This is a genomic window from Guggenheimella bovis (assembly GCF_054492335.1).
Genome location: NZ_JBQWTF010000001.1, coordinates 1 through 19495 on the forward strand (window position 1 = coordinate 1; position 19495 = coordinate 19495).

The window sequence follows — 19495 nt, forward strand, 5'->3', positions numbered from 1 at the left end:
TCAAAATCTAGTGATTATAGCAAGAGGGATACACCTGTTCCCATCCCGAACACAGAAGTTAAGCCTCTTCACGCCGATGGTACTCGGAGAGTGATCTCCCGGAAGAGTAGGTCGTCGCTAGTTTTAAGCGTTCCAAAGTAGCTCAAAGGCAGAGCACTCGGCTGTTAACCGATAGGTTGTGGGTTCGAATCCCACCTTTGGAGCCATTTTTATATTATGCCGGGGTGGCGGAATAGGCAGACGCACAGGACTTAAAATCCTGCGATCATTGCGATCGTACCGGTTCGATCCCGGTTCTCGGCACCATTTCATGCCACTCACAATACTATATACGGTCCGGTAGTACAGTTGGTTAGTACGCTAGCCTGTCACGCTAGAGGTCGAGGGTTCGAGCCCCTTCCGGATCGCCATAAGCCAGTGTAGCTCAATTGGCAGAGCAACTGATTTGTAATCAGTAGGTTGCGGGTTCGAGTCCCATCACTGGCTCCATATTTACTTATACGGAGGGATTCCCGAGTGGCCAAAGGGAACGGACTGTAAATCCGTCAGCAACGCTTTCGAAGGTTCGAATCCTTCTCCCTCCACCAATTTAATAGACCATACTGGCGGGTGTAGCTCAATGGTAGAGCCCTGGCCTTCCAAGCCAGTCGCGAGGGTCCGATTCCCTTCACCCGCTCCATTTTAATGTTTAAATCCGCGTCCGTAGCTCAGCCGGATAGAGCAACGGCCTTCTAAGCCGTGGGTCGGGGGTTCGAGTCCCTTCGGACGCGCCACTACAGTAAATTTTGGGGATTGGCCAAGTGGTTAAGGCAACGGACTTTGACTCCGTCATTCAGAGGTTCAAATCCTCTATCCCCAGCCAATATATGGTCCATTAGCTCAGTCGGTAGAGCACCTGACTTTTAATCAGGGAGTCCCGCGTTCGAGTCGCGGATGGATCACCATCTTCTTGGAGAGGTACCGAAGCGGTCATAACGGGGCGGTCTTGAAAACCGTTAGGGTGCAAGCCCACGTGGGTTCGAACCCCACCCTCTCCGCCAAATATGGAGAAGTACTCAAGTGGCTGAAGAGGCTCCCCTGCTAAGGGAGTAGGCTCTGAATAGGGGCGCGAGGGTTCAAATCCCTCCTTCTCCGCCATATGGAGGGGTGTAGCTCAGCTGGTAGAGCAGCGGTCTCCAAAACCGCGTGTCGTGGGTTCGAATCCTGTCACCCCTGCCATTTAACAACAAATTCGAGGGCCATTAGCTCAGTTGGTTAGAGCATCCGGCTCATAACCGGCCGGTCCGGGGTTCGAGTCCCTGATGGCCCACCAAATATATACTTGCCCAGATAGCTCAGTCGGTAGAGCAATGGACTGAAAATCCATGTGTCGCTGGTTCGATTCCGGCTCTGGGCACCAAATCATATGCGCTTGTAGCTCAGCTGGATAGAGTACATGACTACGAATCATGGGGTCGGGAGTTCGAACCTCTCCAGGCGCGCCAAAGAAAAAGCTCGGTCAATGACCGAGCTTTTTCTATTCCTCATTATTCTTCATTCTTATTAGGTCTAACCGCACGTATCGGATTCTTTCGGTTTGAGAGCGCTTTCATATCTTCCTTATGTTTCAATCGAGCATTCGTTTCTTCTGTAATAAGAGTATAGAGAATACTCATCACAGGAACACCTAGAATCATTCCGGTAAAACCAAAGAGATTACCTAAGATCGTCACAGAAAAGAGTAAGAGCAGTGCAGGAATACCTAAGCGATTTCCAGCAACGTGGGGGTAAATGAAGTTTCCATCGACTTGTACCACGATCAAAATGAGGAGCACTCCTATAAGCGCTTTAAGCGGGTTAGAGATGAACATAATGAGTCCACCGATGATCGTTGCAAAGATGGCACCAAACATCGGGATCAGGGCTCCTACGCCCGTAATAAAGGCTACTAAGAGACTCTGTGGCATCTGAAAGATCGATAGGACGATGTAGGTGAGTGTTCCGCAGATGATCGATTCTAACATCTGTCCTGTTACGAAGTTCTTAAAGGCCGAAACACTTAGGTATACGATGTGACGAATCTGCTTGGCTCGCTTCTCAGAAAGGAAAGCTTCCATGAAGCGGAAGAGGTGCTTAAGGATCGTTTCCTTCTGAAGTAGAAAGTAGATGGCAAAGACGAAACCGATGAATACGGTAAGCGTCGTAGAAAGTACGCGAGAACTTAACTGCAAGAAGGAGTTAAAGGCATTTGGGAGAAATCCCGTCATGAACTTTGAAACTTCCTTCGTGATGTTCTTCGCATCAAAGTTTGACATCTCCATCCATTGGCTGATCGCCGGATGACTCTTTGCAAAGTTATCGAAGTAATGTGCTACGGCATTTAAGCTCTCCGGTACCTTTAGGGCAAATTCCTGAAGGCTTTGAACGGCCTTAGGCATAATGATCACAACGATAAAGCCGAGAATGGCTAAAAAGACGATGACCGATAGGAAGACACTTAAGGGACGTCTAATTTTCTGATAGACGGGCTTATCTGGTTTCGATACGAGCACGTGCTCTTCAATGATGTCGTTAAAGACATCGAGGATAAAGGCCAGTGCCATACCGATAAGTATTGGCATCATGAGCTTTAGAATGTACAAAAGGCTTGCCCAGATGATCGATAGATTATCGAGACCCCAGGCAAAGAGGATGCCTATAATAATGAGATATAATAACTGTTTTACAGGTAAATTTTTTCGTGTCATAGAGCCTCCTAGGCTCATTATAGCAGAGTGAAACCTTCTTATGGTAAAATAGGGCGGAGGTGAAAGATGAAATTTATCTTAAACTGGGCCTTAAATGGCCTCATTATCTATCTAGCAAGTCACACCTTCCACTTAATGTACGTCGAGGATCTTAAGACCGGACTTATCGTGAGCCTAGTCGCTGCCGTCATAACGCTCCTCATACGCATTTTAAGTGGAGTATTAAAGGTAACAGGATGTTTGACGCTTGGGATCACGTACATTTTAGGGCTCATTATAGGTCTCTTTGCGATTCCCATTGCCCTTCATTACACCCAATATGTCGTCGATGGATTTAAACTAAAAGACATCCTATCGACGATCATCGTAAGCTTCTTTATCTCTGTAACGAATTCAAGTGTAATAAAAAGTAAGAAGGACTAGCCTTTGATGCGTTCCTTTAGCGCTTCCACTTCTTTATAATCCGTGCGGTCAAAGCCTAAGGGAGTAATCGAAGTATAGCCATTGGAGCAGGCGAAGACATCTGTGTTTTCGTCATTTTCTGTCGTTAAAAGACTTCCTTCGGACCAGTACATGCCATTTTCATGGCGGAACTTAGCACTAAATAGACGCGTACCTTGCGTTGTAATCTTTATTCCTTTGGAGTGATTGAACTCTCTTAAGGGGAAGTTTACGTTGAGGACGATTCCAGGACTACTTAGCTTCTTTTCAAGAATGTACTCTAACGTTTCACTTAAGAGATTCTTTGCGATGTCAAAGTGGCCAAAGTCCGTACTAAAGGCGATGGCAGGAATGTCGTAGATGACTGCTTCTGTGGCTGCAGCAACGGTACCAGAGTAGAGAATGTCGGTTCCGAGGTTGGGGCCATCGTTTACTCCAGAGAGCACGAGATCGATGGGAAGTCTTAAGTATTCTCTTGCGACCTTTACACAGTCTGCAGGCTTACCGCTAATGTCCCAAGCGAAGGTATCAGGGCTTAGTGGCTCTGCACGGTCGATTTCTAGTGGTTCATGGATCGTAAGACCCATGCTCACAGCGCTCTGTTGACTTTTCGGTGCTACGACGTAGACCGTACCAAAGTTCTTTGCGACCTCAGCTAAGATTTTAATGCCGTCTGCTTTAATGCCGTCATCATTTACAACGAGAATGTTCATTTTGAATCCTTTCATGTATCGTTTGGAGTACAAAGTGAGCAATGCATAATCCTGCTGCATTCGGTACGAGTGAGATGCTCGCTGGAATATGGCGACCTAATTCTTCTTTTACAACGACCGGAGTAGGAATTTCCGTCGAAAAGACGACAGGAAAGTCCTTTAATCCACGCTTACGTGCTTCATAGCGAAGGACCTTCGCAAGTGGATCGGTATTTGTCTTAGCAAGCTTCGTGACTAAGACTTTAGAGGGATCGGTGCGATTGGCCATGCCGAGGGAACTAATAAAAGGAATACCTTCTTCTTGAGCTTTACGAATAAGAACGAGCTTATTGGTCACTTGATCGATGGCATCGACTAGAATGTCACACTTCGGAAGAGTGGAGTCTTCTGTAAAGAGCTCCTCAACCGTTTCAATCTCCATCTCGAAGCGCTCCTCAAGAAAAGCCTTTAGTGCCATGACCTTAGATGTACCGTTCGTCTCCTTCGTCCACTGGATGTGACGGTTTCCGTTGGAATCACTCAGTGTATCAAAGTCCCAAAGGGTAATCTTTCCTACACCGAGTTGACTCACAGCTAAGCTCGCCGCACTACCAACGCCTCCACATCCGATAATACCCACATGTGTTTGTTTTAGTTCATGCATCAGTGCTTCTCCTAAAAGAGCACGGTTGCGTTCAAAAATATCCATAACATCTCCTTAGAAAGTGAAAACAATGTCTCGAATTGATCGACTCATACAAAAAACCTATCGTAAAAAGCTCTGGACACCCTTTATCCGAGCGATAAAAGACTTTGAGCTTATAGAAGACGGCGATAAGATTGCCGTAGCCATTAGCGGAGGAAAGGATAGCTTTCTTTTAGCGAAGCTCTTTCAAGAACTCTATAAGCACGGTAACAGAAACTTCGAGGTCTCCTACTTTGTCATGGATCCCGGCTACGAAGAAGAACACCGAAAGCACATCCTTGATACGGCAGAAGCCTTAGAACTTCCCATCACGATCTTTGAACGTGAGATCTTCGATGTCGCGATGAAGCTCGATGAAAAGCCTTGCTACATGTGTGCAAGAATGAGAAGAGGTCATCTTTATTCCATCACAAGAGAGCTTGGCTGTAATAAACTAGCCCTAGGTCATCACTTTGATGACGTCGTGGAAACGGCCCTCATGAATGTCTTAAGTGCTGGAACGACCATGGCGATGATGCCTAAGCTTCACTCCACAAACTTTCCTGGACTCGAACTCATTCGTCCTCTTTATTATATCGAAGAAAAGGACATCATCCGCTTTAGTAAGGAAACGGGGCTGACCTTTTTAAACTGCGCTTGTAAGGTGAGTACAGGTGAGATCGTAAGTAACAGAAAGCGCATCAGAATCCTCATAGAGTCCCTTAAAGATGATTTTCCTAACCTAAAAAAGAGTATATACTATTCGACGGTCAATGTGCATACAGAGGCCATCTTAGGAAGCGTTAGAAAAGGAATACATTATAGCTTCCTCGAAACGTATCATACCCCAAAGGAGGATTAAATGGATATTTATACAAAAACGGGAGATAAAGGAACGACATCACTTTTTACAGACCAAGTCGTTCCCAAGGATAACATTCGCGTAGAAGCCTACGGAACGATCGATGAGCTCGGTTCTTTCATCGGCTTTGCTAAAGTCAAAGTGAACGACGAAATGCGTGCATGGCTCGAAGACATTCAACAACAGCTCTTTGTCGTAGGAGGAATCCTTGCAAGTGAGGGCGAAGAATATCCTTATAAAGTCGTAGAACAAGACGTAAGAAAATTAGAGCGCATCATCGATGACTTAAAGACGAGAGATACCTTCCCGTCACTCGAGCACTTTATTATTCCAGGGTCAAGTGAAGAGAGTGCAAGACTTCACCTCGCTCGTACCGTTTGTAGAAGAGCAGAGCGCCTCATGGTTACACTAGATAGAGAAATAGGAACAGATCCCATGGCCATTAAGTATGTAAATCGTCTATCCGATGTGCTTTACACCATGGCACGTTTCTATGAAGCAGAAGAGACGTATGTCGAATGGAAGTAAGTGGCTCATTTTGCTCTTGGTTCTTTTACTTGTAGGCTGTGAGAATCTCGTAGCCTTTGAAAGCACAGAGCTAAGAACCTTTGAACCAGAAACCACGGAAGTAAAAGTCAAACCCATTGAAACGTTGGAGCCTGAGGTAGAGAGAGTGATCTCTGCCTCTCGCTTTCTTGTCGTAGGGATTTTTGGCACTCACTTAACGGAAGATGAAAAGCGGATCTTTAAAGAGTATGAAATCCAACACGTCATTCTCTTTGAGTACAACATTGAATCTGTTGATCAGCTTCAAAGTCTTGTTGAGGAACTTCGAGAGATCAACCCTAACATGCTCATTACGATCGATGAAGAGGGTGGACCCGTTCAGCGCTTAAAAGAAGTGGGAGAAGCACTTCCTAATGCACGTAAGCTCGGAAAAGAAGATCGTGACGCTTGGTTAGAGCAGGGAATAAAGATCGCAGAGAATCTAAAGAAGTTTGATATCGACCTTACATATGCTCCCGTAGCCGATATCTTTTCTAATCCTCTTAATAAGCTGTTTTTAAACCGTTCCTATGGAACGACACCGGAGCACGTCATAGACGTTTCTACGGCCGTTTATGAAGGCATACGTGAGGGTGGAAAAAAGGGAGTCGCTAAGCACTTTCCAGGGCACGGTGATACGAGTATCGACTCACACTATGAACTACCGTATATCGATAGAACACTAGAAGAACTAGAAGAAAGAGAAATGAAACCCTTTAAGGCACTAATCGATGAGGGAATCGACGGTGTCATGGTAGGCCATCTCCGCTGTAAAGCCTTTGGAGAGTTACCTACGAGTATTAATCCTGAAGTCTTTAAGTATCTAAGAGAAGAACTTCAATATAAGGGTGTCATTTTTAGTGACGACATGAACATGCAAGCGATCTCTGAGCGCTATGGCATAGAAGAAGCCGTCTTTCGCTTCTTAGAAGCAGGAGGAGACCTAGCCATTACACCCATTCAAGGAAAGCGCTTAGAAAAGCTTTTACTAGGCTTAGAGGAACGAATCAAAGAATTACCTAAAGAAGATCTCCAAGAGAAACTTCAACGGATCGATTCACTGAAAGAGGAAAGACATGAATAAACTGATGATCATCGATGGAAATGCCATACTGAACCGTGCCTTCTTTGCACTGCCACCCCTTACGACGCGCGATGGTATTCCCACAAACGCCGTCCTAGGCTTTCTTACGATGCTCTTTTCTGTCGTGAATGAGAGAAAACCGACGCACCTCATCGTCACCTTCGATGCCGCAAAAAAGAACTTTAGACACGAGCTCTACAGTGACTACAAGGGAACGAGAAAGGGAATGGCCGATGAACTGAGGGCACAGCTTCCCATTTTAAAAGAAATTTTAGACCAGTTAGAAGTTGACCGTCTCGAATGTGAAGGCTATGAAGCCGATGACCTCATAGGAACTCTAACAAAGCGTGCCGTTCAAGATGGAATGGCTGTAGAGGTCATAAGTGGCGATAAAGATATTCTACAGCTCGTAAAGGACCATGTGACGGTAGGTATTACAAAGCGTGGCACCAAAGATGTCCTGTATTACGATAGAGATCTCGTAAAAGAAGACCTTGGCATCTACCCTGAACAAGTGATCGAATACAAGGGTCTAAGAGGCGATACGAGCGATAACATTCCTGGTGTAAAGGGCATCGGAGAAAAGACAGCCGTATCGATGCTAGAAGGAAATAAAACACTGGAAGAAGTCTACGAGAACATCGAGACCTTTACGAAGAGACAGCAGACGCTTCTCACAGACGAGAAAGACATGGCATTTTTAAGTAGAACGCTTGCTACGATCAATGAAGACGTTCCGATCGATCTTTCTTTTGATACCATGCTTCACGAAGGATTTCAGGGTGAGAAGGCAAGAACCATCCTTTCACGCTATGAACTAAAAAGCATCATGAAGCAGCTAAACCTCGATGAAGTCGCTTCCGTAGAGGAAGTCGTAGAGGAAGTGAATCCCCCCACGAATGAGCGCTTTGTAAAGGTCGTAGGAGAAGACCTCATTGAAAGGGGTGGAGATGGACCCGTCATCGGTTTTAACCTTCAGCCAGCCTTCTTAAAGGGCTTAGAAGCGAAAGCATTCTATGACGTATCACTAGAGCACTATCTTTTACACCCAGAGCTCGATAGCACCGATCCCGTACAGGTTGTAGGAGCAAAGGTAGAGGACGACGACTTCTTCGAAAAGCTCTGGGCAAAGCATGTGACCTTTATGAAGGAGCTTAAGGAAAAGGATCTCCTTCACGTATACTTAGATATTGAGCTTCCCCTCGTACCGATCCTTACAGAGATGACGAGAGAAGGCTTTCGAGTAAATACCAGCACACTCGATGAAATCGATCAAGAGATTACAAAGAGACTTACGGACCTAGAAAAGAAGATCTATGAACTTGCCGGGGAGGAATTTAACATCAACTCTCCCAAGCAACTCGGAGTCATCCTCTTTGAAAAGCTCGGTCTTCCACCGATAAAGAAAACGAAGACAGGATATTCTACGAACAAGGATGTCCTCGATCGTCTTCTAGACCGCCATGAAATCATAAAAGAAATCTTAGACTACAGAACGGTTGCAAAGATCAAAGGCACCTACATCGATGGACTTAGACCCATGATTAAAGAAGACGGAAAGATCCATTCGACCTTCCAGCAGACGATCGCCGTCACTGGACGCCTTTCATCGACCGATCCAAACCTTCAAAATATTCCCATTAGGCTTGAAGAAGGAAGGCAAATTCGAAAGATGTTCATTCCTTCTACGAGTGAGAGAGTTCTATTAAGCTTTGACTACTCACAAATTGAACTTAGAATTCTCGCACACGTCTCTGAAGATGAGCACCTCATCCATGCGTATAATAACGGAATCGACATTCACGCCCTAACAGCATCTAAAGTCTTTGACATTCCTCTAGAAGAAGTGACAGGGGATGTCAGACGTGACGCCAAGGCCGTAAACTTCGGAATTGTCTATGGTATCAGTGACTTCGGATTATCGAATAACATACAGATTACTAGAAGTGCAGCAAAAGATTATATCGACAAGTACTTCGAAGAGTACCCGAAGATTAAAGAGTACATGGATAAGTCCGTTGCCTTCTGTAAAGAGCACGGCTATGTAAAGACGCTCTCTGGTAGAATCCGTGAGATTCCTGAGATCAATGCAAAGAATTTTAACTTACGATCCTTTGCAGAAAGAACGGCTATTAATACGCCGATTCAAGGTTCTGCTGCAGACCTCATAAAGATGTCCATGATCGAAGTCGATAGAAGAATGAAAGCAGAGAAGCTTAAGAGCAAGATGATTCTTCAAGTTCACGACGAACTCATCTTCGATGTCGAAAAAGATGAACTCGAAACCATGAAAGCGCTCGTAAAAGACGTTATGGAGAACATCGTAACCCTTAAATTACCGCTAGAAGTCTCTACCGACGTAGGAGATACGTGGTATGAAGTATAAACACACCTATGCGATTACAGGAGCCATCTCTTCCGGAAAGAGTGCAGTAGGAGAGATCCTTCGTGAACTCGGCTATCCTGTAATAGATAGCGATCAGATTGCAAGAAAAGTCGTAGAACCGAATACAGAGGGTCTACGAAGAATTGAAGAAGCCTTTCCAGAAGTCGTCGTAGAGGGAATCCTAGACAGAAAGAAACTTGCAAAACGCATCTTTCATTCGGAGGAGGAGAGGATCAAACTCAATGAACTTCTCCATCCTCTCATCCGTAAAGAGAGCGATGAGATCCTTACTTCCTTCAATTCACTCTCTTTCTATGAAGCCCCCTTACTCTTTGAAGTAGGCATAGAACATGACTTTAAGGGAGTCATCTATGTCGATAGTGCCTTTAAGCTAGAACGCCTCATGAACCGAGACGGAATTGATGAAGCGTATGCGAAAAAGAAGCTACAATCCTTCAAACGCCCCGATTTTCCCTTTACCTTTATCGTTTGGAATAACGGTTCCAAAGAGGCTTTAAAAGAGACCGTAAAAAAAAGTATCATTTGGCTTAAAAAAAATGCTTGACATTCGTCGCGCGCTTGCTATAATTTTCTTTAGACGCGCAAGAGTGGCGGAATCGGCAGACGCGCTACTTTGAGGGGGTAGTGGTATTATTACCGTGTGGGTTCAAGTCCCGTCTCTTGCACCAAAACGAGACCGACAGTTGAGAAAATCAATTGTCGGTTTTTGTTTTACCTAAAAACATTCCAAGATTATTTTTGTAAATAGATTGTCAAAATGTTAATACAATGTTATACTCAAGATGAAAATAAAACGGATATCGGTATTGGGAGGTGAAATTTTGGAATTTTCAAATGGTGAACTCACTGTGATGCAGATGCTCTGGGATGGAGAATGTTTGGATGAAAACGGAGAGATTCAAGCTCTAGAGTTATTCAAGCTTCTTAACGAAAAATTTGGATATCAAAAGACTTCATGTTATACCTTTTTTGGTCGCCTTCTTGATAAGGGAGCTATTTCAAGGCGTGAACCTAAATATACGATAAAGCCCGCTATATCAAGAGATGAGGCGCTAAGAGATCAGCAAGAGGAAGCGATTCAAAAATTATTTCAAGGATCTTTCGTTAACGTTTTTAGGGCGTTTTTGGACCACAGCCATGTTAGTCAAGAAGAACTACAGGAAATGAAAGACTTCATCAAGAATTTTGAAATAGAGGAATAAAGATGGATGGAATAGAGTTCTTAACCATATCGTCACTAGAAAGAAGTATCAAGAGCATTTTCGTGATTGCTCTTATACTCTTGATTCGTAGACGATTGAACCTTAAGAGCCTCAAATGGGCAAATATGATTTTATGGTCATTCCTCATCATCTATTTGCTAGTTCCATATACCATTTTGATCGAAATCAAAGAACCAGACCAATATGGAATCTTAAAGTATTTACTAGAACCAATACTGACCATAGAAAATGACATTCGATCCTTTGAATTAGAATTTGGCTATTTCTTATCTAAAGCAAATCGTTTCTTTGTAGGATTCTTGTTCCTCATCTATTTCATTACTCAGGTGATGAAGAGGAACAGGGCATTTGAAAATGCCATACCGATTCTTCATGATATCAGAATTGAAGAGGCGATTCATTCATTTGGATTAAGACGAACAGTGAGCGTATTTAAAAGTAATAGCCTAAAAATTCCAGTAACCTACGGTGTTCTTCACCCGAAGATCTTTCTTCCAGCCGGGGTCATAGACGATAACGAATTACTAGAACACGTGTTATACCATGAATTAGTGCACATCAAGAAGTACCATATGGTCTTTAATCATTTAAAAAATCTCATTACCTGTACGTATTGGTATAATGTGTTTTTTCTTCTTGCCTCAAGATACATGGAAGACGATATTGAAGTTCTATGTGATAAAGACGTGATCCAAAGATTAGGAGATACGGTTCAACATAGAAGAGAATACTGCATGTCTATGCTGAAGCTCATTGAACCGAAAGAAAACTCAAGAAAAGTCGTTCTACAGTTAAATCCGACTATGGAAAGGATGATCATAATGAAAAAATGGAAGACCAAATTTTCAGGTATTTGCGCTTTCGCATTCATCTTGATGTTATCCATGACAACCTTTGCAGATGTAAGAGTAGCGCAAACGTCAGTCGTTATTGAAAGCGAGGCTACTGAAATATCCGAAGTAAATCTTGATCACAGAGTCAACGAAATAACAGACGAAATGTATGAGAAATTAATTCTTGAAGAAATACCTCAAAGTGAATTAGCATCTGCAAATATAGATCATAAAGTGACGTTAGATGGATTAAGTCACAAATCATACTCATTCAATATGGAATCGTGGACAGAACCTAATCACGATGGATTTACCATCAAAACGAGTGAGATGTCATGCAACGGGGGATTAAATTACGCACTAATCATAAAAGAAAACGGAAAAGAAATCTATAATAAGCACTATACGAAAGCCACCACACTAATGGTAAAGGCATTTTACAAGAGTAGATTCGAAGTGATTGTTAACAACAGTTCTACAAACGCATTGACCTATAGGGTCAATATCAATAGCTATATCATTAGGAGGTGAGGAGATATGAAGTACATGAACCCTCAAAGGTATAAGAACGGAGATGAATAAAGGGAAGTAAACACTTAGAATCTCAATACTTAATTATTCACAGTTTAAACCAAGGAGGAATACATGAAACAGATTAATAAAAGAATTATCAGTTTGACTCTTTGTTTCTTACTTTTGACTTCATTTCTGATGAACCAAACTACAGTATTTGGACAAGATCTAAATGCTAACTATCCAAGTCAATTAGTAAAATTAGCTAAGTTACGTGCAGAAACATTCTTAACGAACATTGGCAGACCGTTACAACTCGAAGAGGGGACTCTGCTAAAGAATATTAATGGAGAATTTGAAGCGGTGTCGTTTAATTTCCCGACAATGGGCTATATCATTGTGAACATTAAAGATATGAGTATTCCAGAGTTAAGCTTTAAAAACTCAAACCCCTTTAATGGTGTACAGAATCCAGTGTTTAATGGTCCATTGAGTTACTACAGCATGGTTGGAAGCGACTTCATATCTCTGAAAGGTACTAAGCACATTAAAAGGGAACAGTTTGATTATGAATATTGTAGACCCGTAAAACCTTTTACGAAACTTACTTCAGGAAGATTAGAAGATAGCGCTCCGAATGCAATAGGTTATGGTATTACAGAAAAATATTTAAGAGGGTCATTAAAAGTCTGGACAAGCAACTGTGAGAGTTGCTGTGGAGCAATAGCAAGTGCAATTTGCATGAGATACTATTATGACTATGTTAGTACGAGTTATGTACCTAGGGCCAGTATAGAGCGAATTGAACTCATATCACTCATGCAGAAATATGTAGGAGAAGCCTTAACACATTACGGGAACGTTACTAATGGACTAAACAACTATTTTAGATCAATGAAAATAAATAATACGGCTAATGTGACCAGAGTAGACGAATTTCTACAAATTAAAACTGAAATCAATAGAAATAGGCCGATCATAATAGGTATGATTCAATTTAAGCAGAGTGGAGGGCATTGGTGCGTAGCATATGGATATTTTGATAGTAAAGAAGATGGAAAATATGTAATCGTAAATGATGCTGATGGTAGAACTGATGTTTGGATTCAACCGATTTCATCTATAATTGATGGAAGTATTTATTTCACAAATTAAGTAAGGACGTTGTGATGAAAAAAAAGATTCGTATCATTGCTCTATTATTATTCCTAGCCCTATTCATGGGTTGTACCTCGCGTGAATCAGAGTACAATGTTCGATTAAATTTTAAATTAGATGAAATAGAAAGTGTTATTGTAGGGAGGACTGGTGGATACGATTCGGTTGAAGTTAAAGGAGAAAGACTGGAGCGTTTAATCGAAACGTTAAATTCCTTTAAACTTAAGGCACTTCGAGAAGAACTGGGAAAAGGTACGAAGTATGGAATCGGCATCTACAAAAAAGATGGTGAATCCATTGTAATTCGAATAGTTTTCGGTGACATGATCATTGGAACAACCTACTATGACATTTTGAATTTTGATGAAGAAGCTCTTTTAGATGCCTATCGGATCGTTCCCATAGGAAAAAGAGGCCACCCTTCTAAAAATTTTATGTGGTACTAGTGATATCGATACATACAGGACTGAATTATTCAAAACTCATTAGAGATGGATTTTACCTAAGAAAGGCTAAGTACTCACGTGGTGCTTAGCTTTTTCTTCGTAAGTTTCCTCTCATTCTCTTTCAGAATGAATTGCTTTCTTCTAACATATTAGAATTATCTATTACAGTATAAAAACCTGAAATAATTATGAATCCATTGTGATTAGGGCACTTTTTAGAAAAAATGAAATCTCATTAAAAACCTGTAAGGATCTTTTCACTTTGCAAGTGTTAGTGTGCTATAATTACAATAGTATTTTTTAAATACGGCGGACTTATATTTTAGGAGGTTTCAATGGATATCCGGACCTTTAGAGGAGGTGCTCATGTACCTCACAATAAAAGTGCTACGGAAGCCATAGCTACGAAAGTCGCTACAGCCCCGCAGAAGCTCTTTTTCTCTATGCGCCAACACATTGGTGCTCCGGCAAAACCCCTTGTTAAACCGGGTGATCGTGTTCTTAAGGGACAGATGATCGGTGAACCTGGTGGTTTTGTTTCTGCTCCAGTGCATTCAAGTGTTTCTGGAACAGTGAAGAAGATTTCGATGATGAAGATTCAAGGTGTAGATACGGAAGTCATCGAGGTCGAGAATGATTTTAAAGAAGAACTAGATCCAACGGTTGTTCCACGTGAACATGTAGATCAACTGACTGGTAAGGAAGTGAAGGACCTCATCGCTAAGAGCGGTATCGTAGGTATGGGTGGAGCAGGATTCCCACTTCATGTAAAACTCTCACCTCCACCAGAAAAGACGATCGATCTCATCATCTTAAACGGTGCAGAGTGTGAGCCTTACTTGACATGTGACCACCGCTTAATGTTAGAAGAAGCAGATCAGATTATTCAAGGTCTTCTTCTCATCATGAAGAGTGTCGATGTCAAAGAGGGTTACATTGGTATCGAGACGAACAAGCCCGATGCGATTGAATCCATGACCAAGGCTGCATCACCTTATTCGAATGTACATATTGTGGGACTTGTACCAAAGTATCCGCAAGGCGCTGAAAAGCAGCTCATTAATGCCGTAACGGGACGAGTCGTTCCGAGCGGTGCTCTTCCACTAGACGTAGGTGTGGTTGTAACGAATGTCGCAACAGCAAAGGCTGTCGCTGACTATGTTGTTCTCGGTATTCCTTGTATCGAACGCTACACGACCCTTACAGGAAGTGCTATTAAGAGTCCTGGTAACTTCGTCATTAAGACGGGTGCTCTCCTAAGTGACATCATTAAAGAGGGTGGAGGAGTTACGAGTGACTTTAAGGAACTCATCCTAGGTGGACCTATGATGGGTAACTCCGCACAAAGCTTTGACATTCCTGCGACGAAGACAACGGGTGGACTTCTTTTCTTAAATGATAAAGAATCGAAAGCTTATGAACCGAAAAACTGCATTCGCTGCGGTCGCTGTGTCGAAGCTTGCCCTATGCACTTACTACCTCTTTACATCAGCCGTGCTATGCTCAAAGATCGCTTAGATCTCGCTGAGAGCTATCATGCACTCGATTGTATTGAATGTGGCAGCTGTTCATTTGTCTGCCCCTCTAGAAGACCTCTCGTTCATTCCATTCGTATGGCAAAACGCGCCATCATGGAAAACAGAAGAAAGCAAGGGTAGTGAAGTATGGAACAAAGATTATTTTCAACGTCTTCACCCCATATTCGTACGAATGAAGACATTACAAGAGTAATGCTCGATGTCATCATCGCATTGCTCCCGGCTGTCGCTTGTGCCGTCTATTTCTTTGGGGTACGCACACTCGCAGTCATTGGTATAGCCATTCTATTTGCTGTTATTACAGAAGTCATTTGTCAAAAAGCCATGGGAAGACCCAACACGATCGGCGATCTCAGTGCTGTCGTTACGGGCCTCTTACTAGGCTTAAACCTCTCGAGTGCGATTCCTCTATGGATTCCTGCAGTCGGTGGTGTGTTTGCGATCTTTATCGTAAAAGAAGTCTTTGGCGGAATCGGCCAAAACTACATGAACCCAGCTCTTGCTGCACGTGTTTTCTTAGCAATTAGCTATACACAAGCGATGGGCGTCTTTAAAGAGCCTATGACCGATGCAGTGAGCCAAGCTACAGCACTTACGCTTTTAAAGAGCGGTGCTGTCAATGAACTACCGAAACTACAAGATATGCTCATCGGTAACATGGCAGGAAGCCTTGGTGAGACGAGTGCTATCGCGCTCCTTATCGGTGGAATCTATCTCTTAGTTCGTAAGGTCATTGACTGGAGAATTCCAACGTTCTTCATCCTTACGACCTTTGTGATGAGTTTCCTTCTCTACGAGATGAATCCTACGGTCGCTTTGCAAGCTGTTCTCTCTGGTGGTGTAATGATCGGTGCCTTCTTCATGGCAACGGACTTTGTAACCTGCCCTGTAACACCTGTAGGTCGTGTGATCTTCGCTATCGGATGTGGATTATTAACTGTTCTCATCCGCCGCTTTGGTGCTTATCCAGAGGGTGTCATGTTTGCTATTCTTCTCATGAATGCGATGTCACCAGCGATTGAGAAGTTTACTGCCCCAAAGGTGTTTGGAGGTAGAAAATGAATAAGATCTTAAAGTACGGACTGCTTCTGTGTCTCTTTGGAGCACTGAGTGCACTGCTCTTAGGTGTCTTCAATCAGATTACAGAAGGTCCTATTCAAGAAGCACGTTTAAAGGCTGAGATGGAAAGCCGTAAGCAAGTTTTCCCTGAGGCCGATAACTTCGAAGAAATGCCAAACCTAGAAGCACTACAGGCAGGAGATACAAACATCCTTTCTGCCCATAAGGCACTAAAAGGTGCTGAGACGATTGGTTATGTCATTAAGACCAAAGCCAACGGCTTCAGTGGCCCTGTAGAAGTTATGATCGGTGCCAAGGTCGACGGTAGCATTAATGGCGTACGCATCGTAAACCAAACGGAGACTCCAGGAGTAGGAGACCGTTCGACCAAGCCTGAATTCTATTCACAATATGAAGGGAAAACCCTTACATCAGAAATTGGCGTAAATAAGCAAGCTCCACAAGGCAATGAAATTCAAGCTATTAGTGGTGCTACTGTTACATCAAAAGCCGTTACCAAAGCTGTTAACTTAGCGAAGGGCGTTTTAGAAAGGATTGGAAAATGAGATTAAAATATTTAACAAATGGTCTTATTAAAGAAAATCCGACGTTCATTCAATTGATCGGTATGTGTCCCGTATTAGCGATCACGACGAGTCTTCAAAATGGTATCGGTATGGGTCTTGCAGTAACGGCTGTATTGATGCTCTCTAACATGATGATTTCAGCCATTCGTCGAGTTGTACCGGGTGAAATTCGTATTCCGATTTTCGTCATTGTCATTGCAACCTTCGTAACGATCGTAAGTATGGTGCTTGAAGCCTTCGTTCAACCGCTTTATAAAGCACTCGGTATCTTCTTACCATTGATCGTTGTAAACTGTATCATTCTAGCTCGTGCAGAAGCCTTTGCTTTTGACCACGGCATCTTCGATTCCATGCTCGATGGTATCGGTATGGGACTCGGTTTTACCGGTGCACTTTGCATCATTAGTTCGATCCGTGAATTCTTAGCGACTGGTGGAATTCATGTGGCTGGTGTTGGATTCCAAACAGCTCTTCCTCCAACCACATCCTTTATCCTTCCTCCAGGAGCCTTTTTAACGCTCGGTCTGATCATCGCCGTGATCAACCACCTCAAGAATAAGAAGGAGGCTTAATCATGGAAAATGCTAGTATTCTTACGATTATGATCAGTGCGATTCTCGTCAATAACTTTACATTAAGCCGTTTCTTAGGAATTTGTCCTTTCTTAGGAATGTCTAAGAAGACAGAGACAGCCCTAGGAATGGGTCTTGCTGTTATCTTCGTTATTACGATGAGCGGTATTTTCTGCTACTTTGCAAACGAATACTTACTGAAACCACTCAGCATGGAATACATGAAGACTGTTATGTATATCCTTATCATTGCAGCTCTCGTACAGTTTGTTGAAGTAGTTCTTAAGAAAATGCTTCCTTCACTCTATCAAGCACTCGGTATTTTCTTACCACTTATTACGACCAACTGTGCCGTACTAGGTGTTACCTTACTTAATGACCAATTTGGTTATAACCTTCTTTATACCATCGTTCACTCCATGAGTGCTTCGGTTGGTTTTACGATGGCTATTGTGCTCTTCTCAACGATTCGTGAGCGCAACGAACTCAACGATAACCCTAAGGCCTTTGACGGATTCCCGAAAGCCTTGATTACCGCTAGTCTACTTTCCTTTGCCTTTTTAGGCTTTACAGGAATGGTGTAGGAGGTAGGTATGGATTTCAATTCTCTCATTGGTCCGATTGCCAGTATGGCAGGCTTAGGCGTTGTCTTTGGTAGTGCCTTAGCTTATGCTTCACAAAAATTTGCTGTTCCTGTCGATGAACGTGCCGTAGAAATTAATGCGATCCTACCACAAGCAAACTGCGGTGGCTGTGGATTCCCTGGTTGCATGAACTACGCTCAAGCAGTCGTAGAAGGCGCTGAGATGAACCGTTGTAGCGTCGGTGGTGCTCCTGTCGCCGTTAAGATTGCAGGAATCATGGGTGCTGAAGCAAACTTTGACTCTGTTCGAATGGCTGCAAAGGTCCTCTGTCACGGTGGAACGAATGCCGTCGATCTCGTAAGCTACTCAGGTATTAAAACCTGTTCTGCTATGAACCTCGTTAGCGGTGGGCCAAAGGCTTGTAAGCAAGGATGCTTAGGCTGTGGTGACTGCGTTAAGGTTTGTCAATTTGGTGCGATTAAAATCAACGACATCGGTGTAGCAGAGGTCGATCCTGAAGCTTGTACAGCATGTAAAAAGTGTATCGAAGCTTGTCCTAAAAAGATCATCATGCTCATCCCAGCTGATCAAAATACAGTTGTCACCTGTTCTTCATTAGATCCCGGAGCAGTCGCTAAAAAAAGCTGTGAAGTCGGATGTATCGGTTGTAAACTCTGTGAAAAGGCTTGTCGATTTGATGCCATCCACGTAGAGAACAACCTCGCACGTATCGACTACACGAAGTGCACCGACTGTATGGAATGCTTCAAGGCATGTCCTACGCATGCGATTACGGCAGATGAAAGCCAAAAGAAAAAGGCTGAAATCGATGAAAGTAAGTGCATCGGATGCACCATCTGTGCAAAGAACTGCCCAGAAGAAGCCATTTCAGGTGAATTAAAAGCAGTACATAAGGTCGATCAAGAAAAATGCATCGGCTGTGGCGTCTGCGAAGAAAAATGTCCAAAACAAGCGATCACATTAAAATAAGCTTCCGAAGAAGCTTAGCGATCGAGTAAAAAACGAATGAGGTCCTCTCGAAAGAGAGGATCTTTTTGTTTTGATAAAAGTCTTTCCGAGATTTCTGGATCGACCTTAATCATTAGGTGCACGAGACGTTCGTGGTTCTCAAAGTAATCGAGGTGAAGGTATCCGTCTTGATCGAGAAACCTTTCTAGACTTTCTTGAGGTTCAGGATTTGAGACAAGAATCGCGTTATCGATATCGATCCTTACATCCTCGGGCAAGCGGTCGAGAAAAAAGCTCATGACAACGAGTCCCTCATCACTTATAGAAAGTGTATTATTCCCACTGTTTATGTCAAATATGACGAGATCGCTACCAAATATGTCGGTTTCGCATTTTTGCCACTCGTCATCTGATACATTAAAGGTGTCTTGGAAAAGGGACTTCAATTGCTCTCTTGATACTTTACCACCGAGGGATTGAATGGTGTAAAGGATCGTGAGACGTCTTTCAATTTGTGAGTAATGGGCAATGTCTTTTTTCATGAGTCTATTTTATCACAAAAAGTGGAAT

General features: G+C 43.0%; 20 protein-coding genes, 16 tRNA genes and 1 rRNA gene. 33 read left to right on the plus strand and 4 right to left on the minus strand.

What is annotated here, in order from left to right; genetic code table 11:
* Nucleotides 1–6 precede the first annotated feature (6 nt).
* From rrf to ACUB3H_RS00080, 16 genes are all read left to right on the plus strand, one after another.
* Nucleotides 7–123: ribosomal RNA gene (gene rrf / locus ACUB3H_RS00005) — 5S ribosomal RNA — on the plus strand.
* An 8-nt stretch (nucleotides 124–131) separates the two neighbouring features.
* Nucleotides 132–206, plus strand: a tRNA-Asn gene (locus ACUB3H_RS00010).
* Nucleotides 207–218: 12 nt separating this feature from the next.
* Nucleotides 219–306, plus strand: a tRNA-Leu gene (locus tag ACUB3H_RS00015).
* A 27-nt stretch (nucleotides 307–333) separates the two neighbouring features.
* Nucleotides 334–410: transfer RNA gene (locus ACUB3H_RS00020), tRNA-Asp, on the plus strand.
* Between the two features lie 3 nt (nucleotides 411–413).
* Nucleotides 414–489 (plus strand) — tRNA-Thr (locus tag ACUB3H_RS00025).
* Nucleotides 490–502: 13 nt separating this feature from the next.
* Nucleotides 503–587 (plus strand) — tRNA-Tyr (locus tag ACUB3H_RS00030).
* 18 nt (nucleotides 588–605) lie between these two features.
* A tRNA-Gly gene (locus tag ACUB3H_RS00035) sits at nucleotides 606–679 on the plus strand.
* A gap of 17 nt (nucleotides 680–696) precedes the next feature.
* A tRNA-Arg gene (locus tag ACUB3H_RS00040) sits at nucleotides 697–773 on the plus strand.
* A gap of 13 nt (nucleotides 774–786) precedes the next feature.
* Nucleotides 787–862, plus strand: a tRNA-Gln gene (locus ACUB3H_RS00045).
* A 6-nt stretch (nucleotides 863–868) separates the two neighbouring features.
* A tRNA-Lys gene (locus ACUB3H_RS00050) sits at nucleotides 869–944 on the plus strand.
* Nucleotides 945–951: 7 nt separating this feature from the next.
* Nucleotides 952–1040, plus strand: a tRNA-Ser gene (locus ACUB3H_RS00055).
* 5 nt (nucleotides 1041–1045) lie between these two features.
* Nucleotides 1046–1137 (plus strand) — tRNA-Ser (locus tag ACUB3H_RS00060).
* Between the two features lie 5 nt (nucleotides 1138–1142).
* Nucleotides 1143–1218 (plus strand) — tRNA-Trp (locus tag ACUB3H_RS00065).
* A gap of 17 nt (nucleotides 1219–1235) precedes the next feature.
* Nucleotides 1236–1312, plus strand: a tRNA-Ile gene (locus ACUB3H_RS00070).
* Between the two features lie 11 nt (nucleotides 1313–1323).
* Nucleotides 1324–1399: transfer RNA gene (locus tag ACUB3H_RS00075), tRNA-Phe, on the plus strand.
* A gap of 8 nt (nucleotides 1400–1407) precedes the next feature.
* Nucleotides 1408–1484, plus strand: a tRNA-Arg gene (locus ACUB3H_RS00080).
* 42 nt (nucleotides 1485–1526) lie between these two features.
* Here ACUB3H_RS00080 and ACUB3H_RS00085 read toward each other — a convergent pair.
* Entirely contained in the window at nucleotides 1527–2726 is a 1200-nt protein-coding gene (locus tag ACUB3H_RS00085; protein ID WP_459128605.1) for an AI-2E family transporter, read from the minus strand.
* Between the two features lie 66 nt (nucleotides 2727–2792).
* Here ACUB3H_RS00085 and ACUB3H_RS00090 point away from each other — a divergent pair, with 66 nt between their 5' ends.
* On the plus strand, nucleotides 2793–3149 hold the full coding sequence (locus ACUB3H_RS00090; protein WP_459128606.1) for a phage holin family protein: 357 nt from the start codon (nucleotides 2793–2795) through the stop codon (nucleotides 3147–3149).
* On the opposite strand, the gene surE is transcribed toward ACUB3H_RS00090, so the two are convergent.
* The gene (surE, locus tag ACUB3H_RS00095) at nucleotides 3146–3880 is read right to left on the minus strand and encodes a 5'/3'-nucleotidase SurE (protein WP_459128607.1); all 735 of its coding nucleotides are present in this window, start codon (nucleotides 3878–3880) and stop codon (nucleotides 3146–3148) included. The two genes, ACUB3H_RS00090 and surE, sit on opposite strands and share 4 nt — an antisense overlap.
* The gene (locus tag ACUB3H_RS00100) at nucleotides 3858–4568 is read right to left on the minus strand and encodes a tRNA threonylcarbamoyladenosine dehydratase (RefSeq protein ID WP_459128608.1); all 711 of its coding nucleotides are present in this window, start codon (nucleotides 4566–4568) and stop codon (nucleotides 3858–3860) included. The genes surE and ACUB3H_RS00100 overlap by 23 nt, the downstream gene beginning before the upstream one ends.
* A 25-nt stretch (nucleotides 4569–4593) precedes the next feature.
* Between ACUB3H_RS00100 and ACUB3H_RS00105 the strand changes: the two genes are divergently transcribed.
* The 16 genes from ACUB3H_RS00105 (at nucleotide 4594) to ACUB3H_RS00180 (ending at nucleotide 18946) form a co-directional block, all read left to right on the plus strand.
* A complete protein-coding gene (locus tag ACUB3H_RS00105; protein WP_459128609.1) occupies nucleotides 4594–5406 on the plus strand; it encodes a tRNA 2-thiocytidine biosynthesis TtcA family protein in 813 nt (270 codons plus the stop codon).
* Nucleotides 5407–5934, plus strand: a complete 528-nt coding sequence (locus ACUB3H_RS00110; protein WP_459128610.1) for a cob(I)yrinic acid a,c-diamide adenosyltransferase — start codon at nucleotides 5407–5409, stop codon at nucleotides 5932–5934.
* Nucleotides 5918–7036, plus strand: coding sequence for a beta-N-acetylhexosaminidase (nagZ, locus tag ACUB3H_RS00115; protein WP_459128611.1), 1119 nt, complete (start codon nucleotides 5918–5920; stop codon nucleotides 7034–7036). Before ACUB3H_RS00110 ends, nagZ begins: the two co-directional genes overlap by 17 nt.
* Complete coding sequence (gene polA, locus ACUB3H_RS00120; protein ID WP_459128612.1) at nucleotides 7029–9422, plus strand: DNA polymerase I; 2394 nt, start codon at nucleotides 7029–7031, stop codon at nucleotides 9420–9422. The genes nagZ and polA overlap by 8 nt, the downstream gene beginning before the upstream one ends.
* Complete coding sequence (coaE, locus tag ACUB3H_RS00125; protein WP_459128613.1) at nucleotides 9412–9987, plus strand: dephospho-CoA kinase; 576 nt, start codon at nucleotides 9412–9414, stop codon at nucleotides 9985–9987. Before polA ends, coaE begins: the two co-directional genes overlap by 11 nt.
* Nucleotides 9988–10024: 37 nt before the next feature.
* Nucleotides 10025–10111, plus strand: a tRNA-Leu gene (locus tag ACUB3H_RS00130).
* Nucleotides 10112–10264: 153 nt separating this feature from the next.
* Nucleotides 10265–10645 (plus strand): BlaI/MecI/CopY family transcriptional regulator, encoded by a 381-nt coding sequence (locus ACUB3H_RS00135; RefSeq protein WP_459128614.1) that lies wholly within the window; start codon nucleotides 10265–10267, stop codon nucleotides 10643–10645.
* A gap of 2 nt (nucleotides 10646–10647) precedes the next feature.
* Nucleotides 10648–12030, plus strand: a complete 1383-nt coding sequence (locus ACUB3H_RS00140) for a M56 family metallopeptidase (RefSeq protein WP_459128615.1) — start codon at nucleotides 10648–10650, stop codon at nucleotides 12028–12030.
* A 114-nt stretch (nucleotides 12031–12144) separates the two neighbouring features.
* The gene (locus ACUB3H_RS00145; RefSeq protein WP_459128616.1) at nucleotides 12145–13167 is read left to right on the plus strand and encodes a C39 family peptidase; all 1023 of its coding nucleotides are present in this window, start codon (nucleotides 12145–12147) and stop codon (nucleotides 13165–13167) included.
* Nucleotides 13168–13181: 14 nt separating this feature from the next.
* The gene (locus ACUB3H_RS00150; RefSeq protein ID WP_459128617.1) at nucleotides 13182–13616 is read left to right on the plus strand and encodes a hypothetical protein; all 435 of its coding nucleotides are present in this window, start codon (nucleotides 13182–13184) and stop codon (nucleotides 13614–13616) included.
* A gap of 335 nt (nucleotides 13617–13951) precedes the next feature.
* Nucleotides 13952–15274 carry an electron transport complex subunit RsxC gene (gene rsxC / locus ACUB3H_RS00155; RefSeq protein ID WP_459128618.1) on the plus strand — a complete coding sequence of 441 codons (1323 nt, stop codon included), beginning with the start codon at nucleotides 13952–13954 and terminating at the stop codon, nucleotides 15272–15274.
* Nucleotides 15275–15280: 6 nt separating this feature from the next.
* On the plus strand, nucleotides 15281–16216 hold the full coding sequence (locus tag ACUB3H_RS00160; protein WP_459128619.1) for an RnfABCDGE type electron transport complex subunit D: 936 nt from the start codon (nucleotides 15281–15283) through the stop codon (nucleotides 16214–16216).
* The gene (locus ACUB3H_RS00165) at nucleotides 16213–16779 is read left to right on the plus strand and encodes an RnfABCDGE type electron transport complex subunit G (RefSeq protein WP_459128620.1); all 567 of its coding nucleotides are present in this window, start codon (nucleotides 16213–16215) and stop codon (nucleotides 16777–16779) included. Before ACUB3H_RS00160 ends, ACUB3H_RS00165 begins: the two co-directional genes overlap by 4 nt.
* Nucleotides 16776–17372, plus strand: a complete 597-nt coding sequence (rsxE, locus tag ACUB3H_RS00170; protein ID WP_459128621.1) for an electron transport complex subunit RsxE — start codon at nucleotides 16776–16778, stop codon at nucleotides 17370–17372. The genes ACUB3H_RS00165 and rsxE overlap by 4 nt, the downstream gene beginning before the upstream one ends.
* A 2-nt stretch (nucleotides 17373–17374) precedes the next feature.
* Complete coding sequence (locus ACUB3H_RS00175) at nucleotides 17375–17956, plus strand: electron transport complex protein RnfA (protein ID WP_459128622.1); 582 nt, start codon at nucleotides 17375–17377, stop codon at nucleotides 17954–17956.
* A gap of 9 nt (nucleotides 17957–17965) precedes the next feature.
* Nucleotides 17966–18946 carry an RnfABCDGE type electron transport complex subunit B gene (locus ACUB3H_RS00180; RefSeq protein ID WP_459128623.1) on the plus strand — a complete coding sequence of 327 codons (981 nt, stop codon included), beginning with the start codon at nucleotides 17966–17968 and terminating at the stop codon, nucleotides 18944–18946.
* 14 nt (nucleotides 18947–18960) lie between these two features.
* Here the strand turns inward: ACUB3H_RS00180 and ACUB3H_RS00185 are convergent, their stop codons facing one another.
* A complete protein-coding gene (locus ACUB3H_RS00185) occupies nucleotides 18961–19467 on the minus strand; it encodes a DUF4364 family protein (RefSeq protein ID WP_459128624.1) in 507 nt (168 codons plus the stop codon).
* Nucleotides 19468–19495 lie beyond the last annotated feature (28 nt).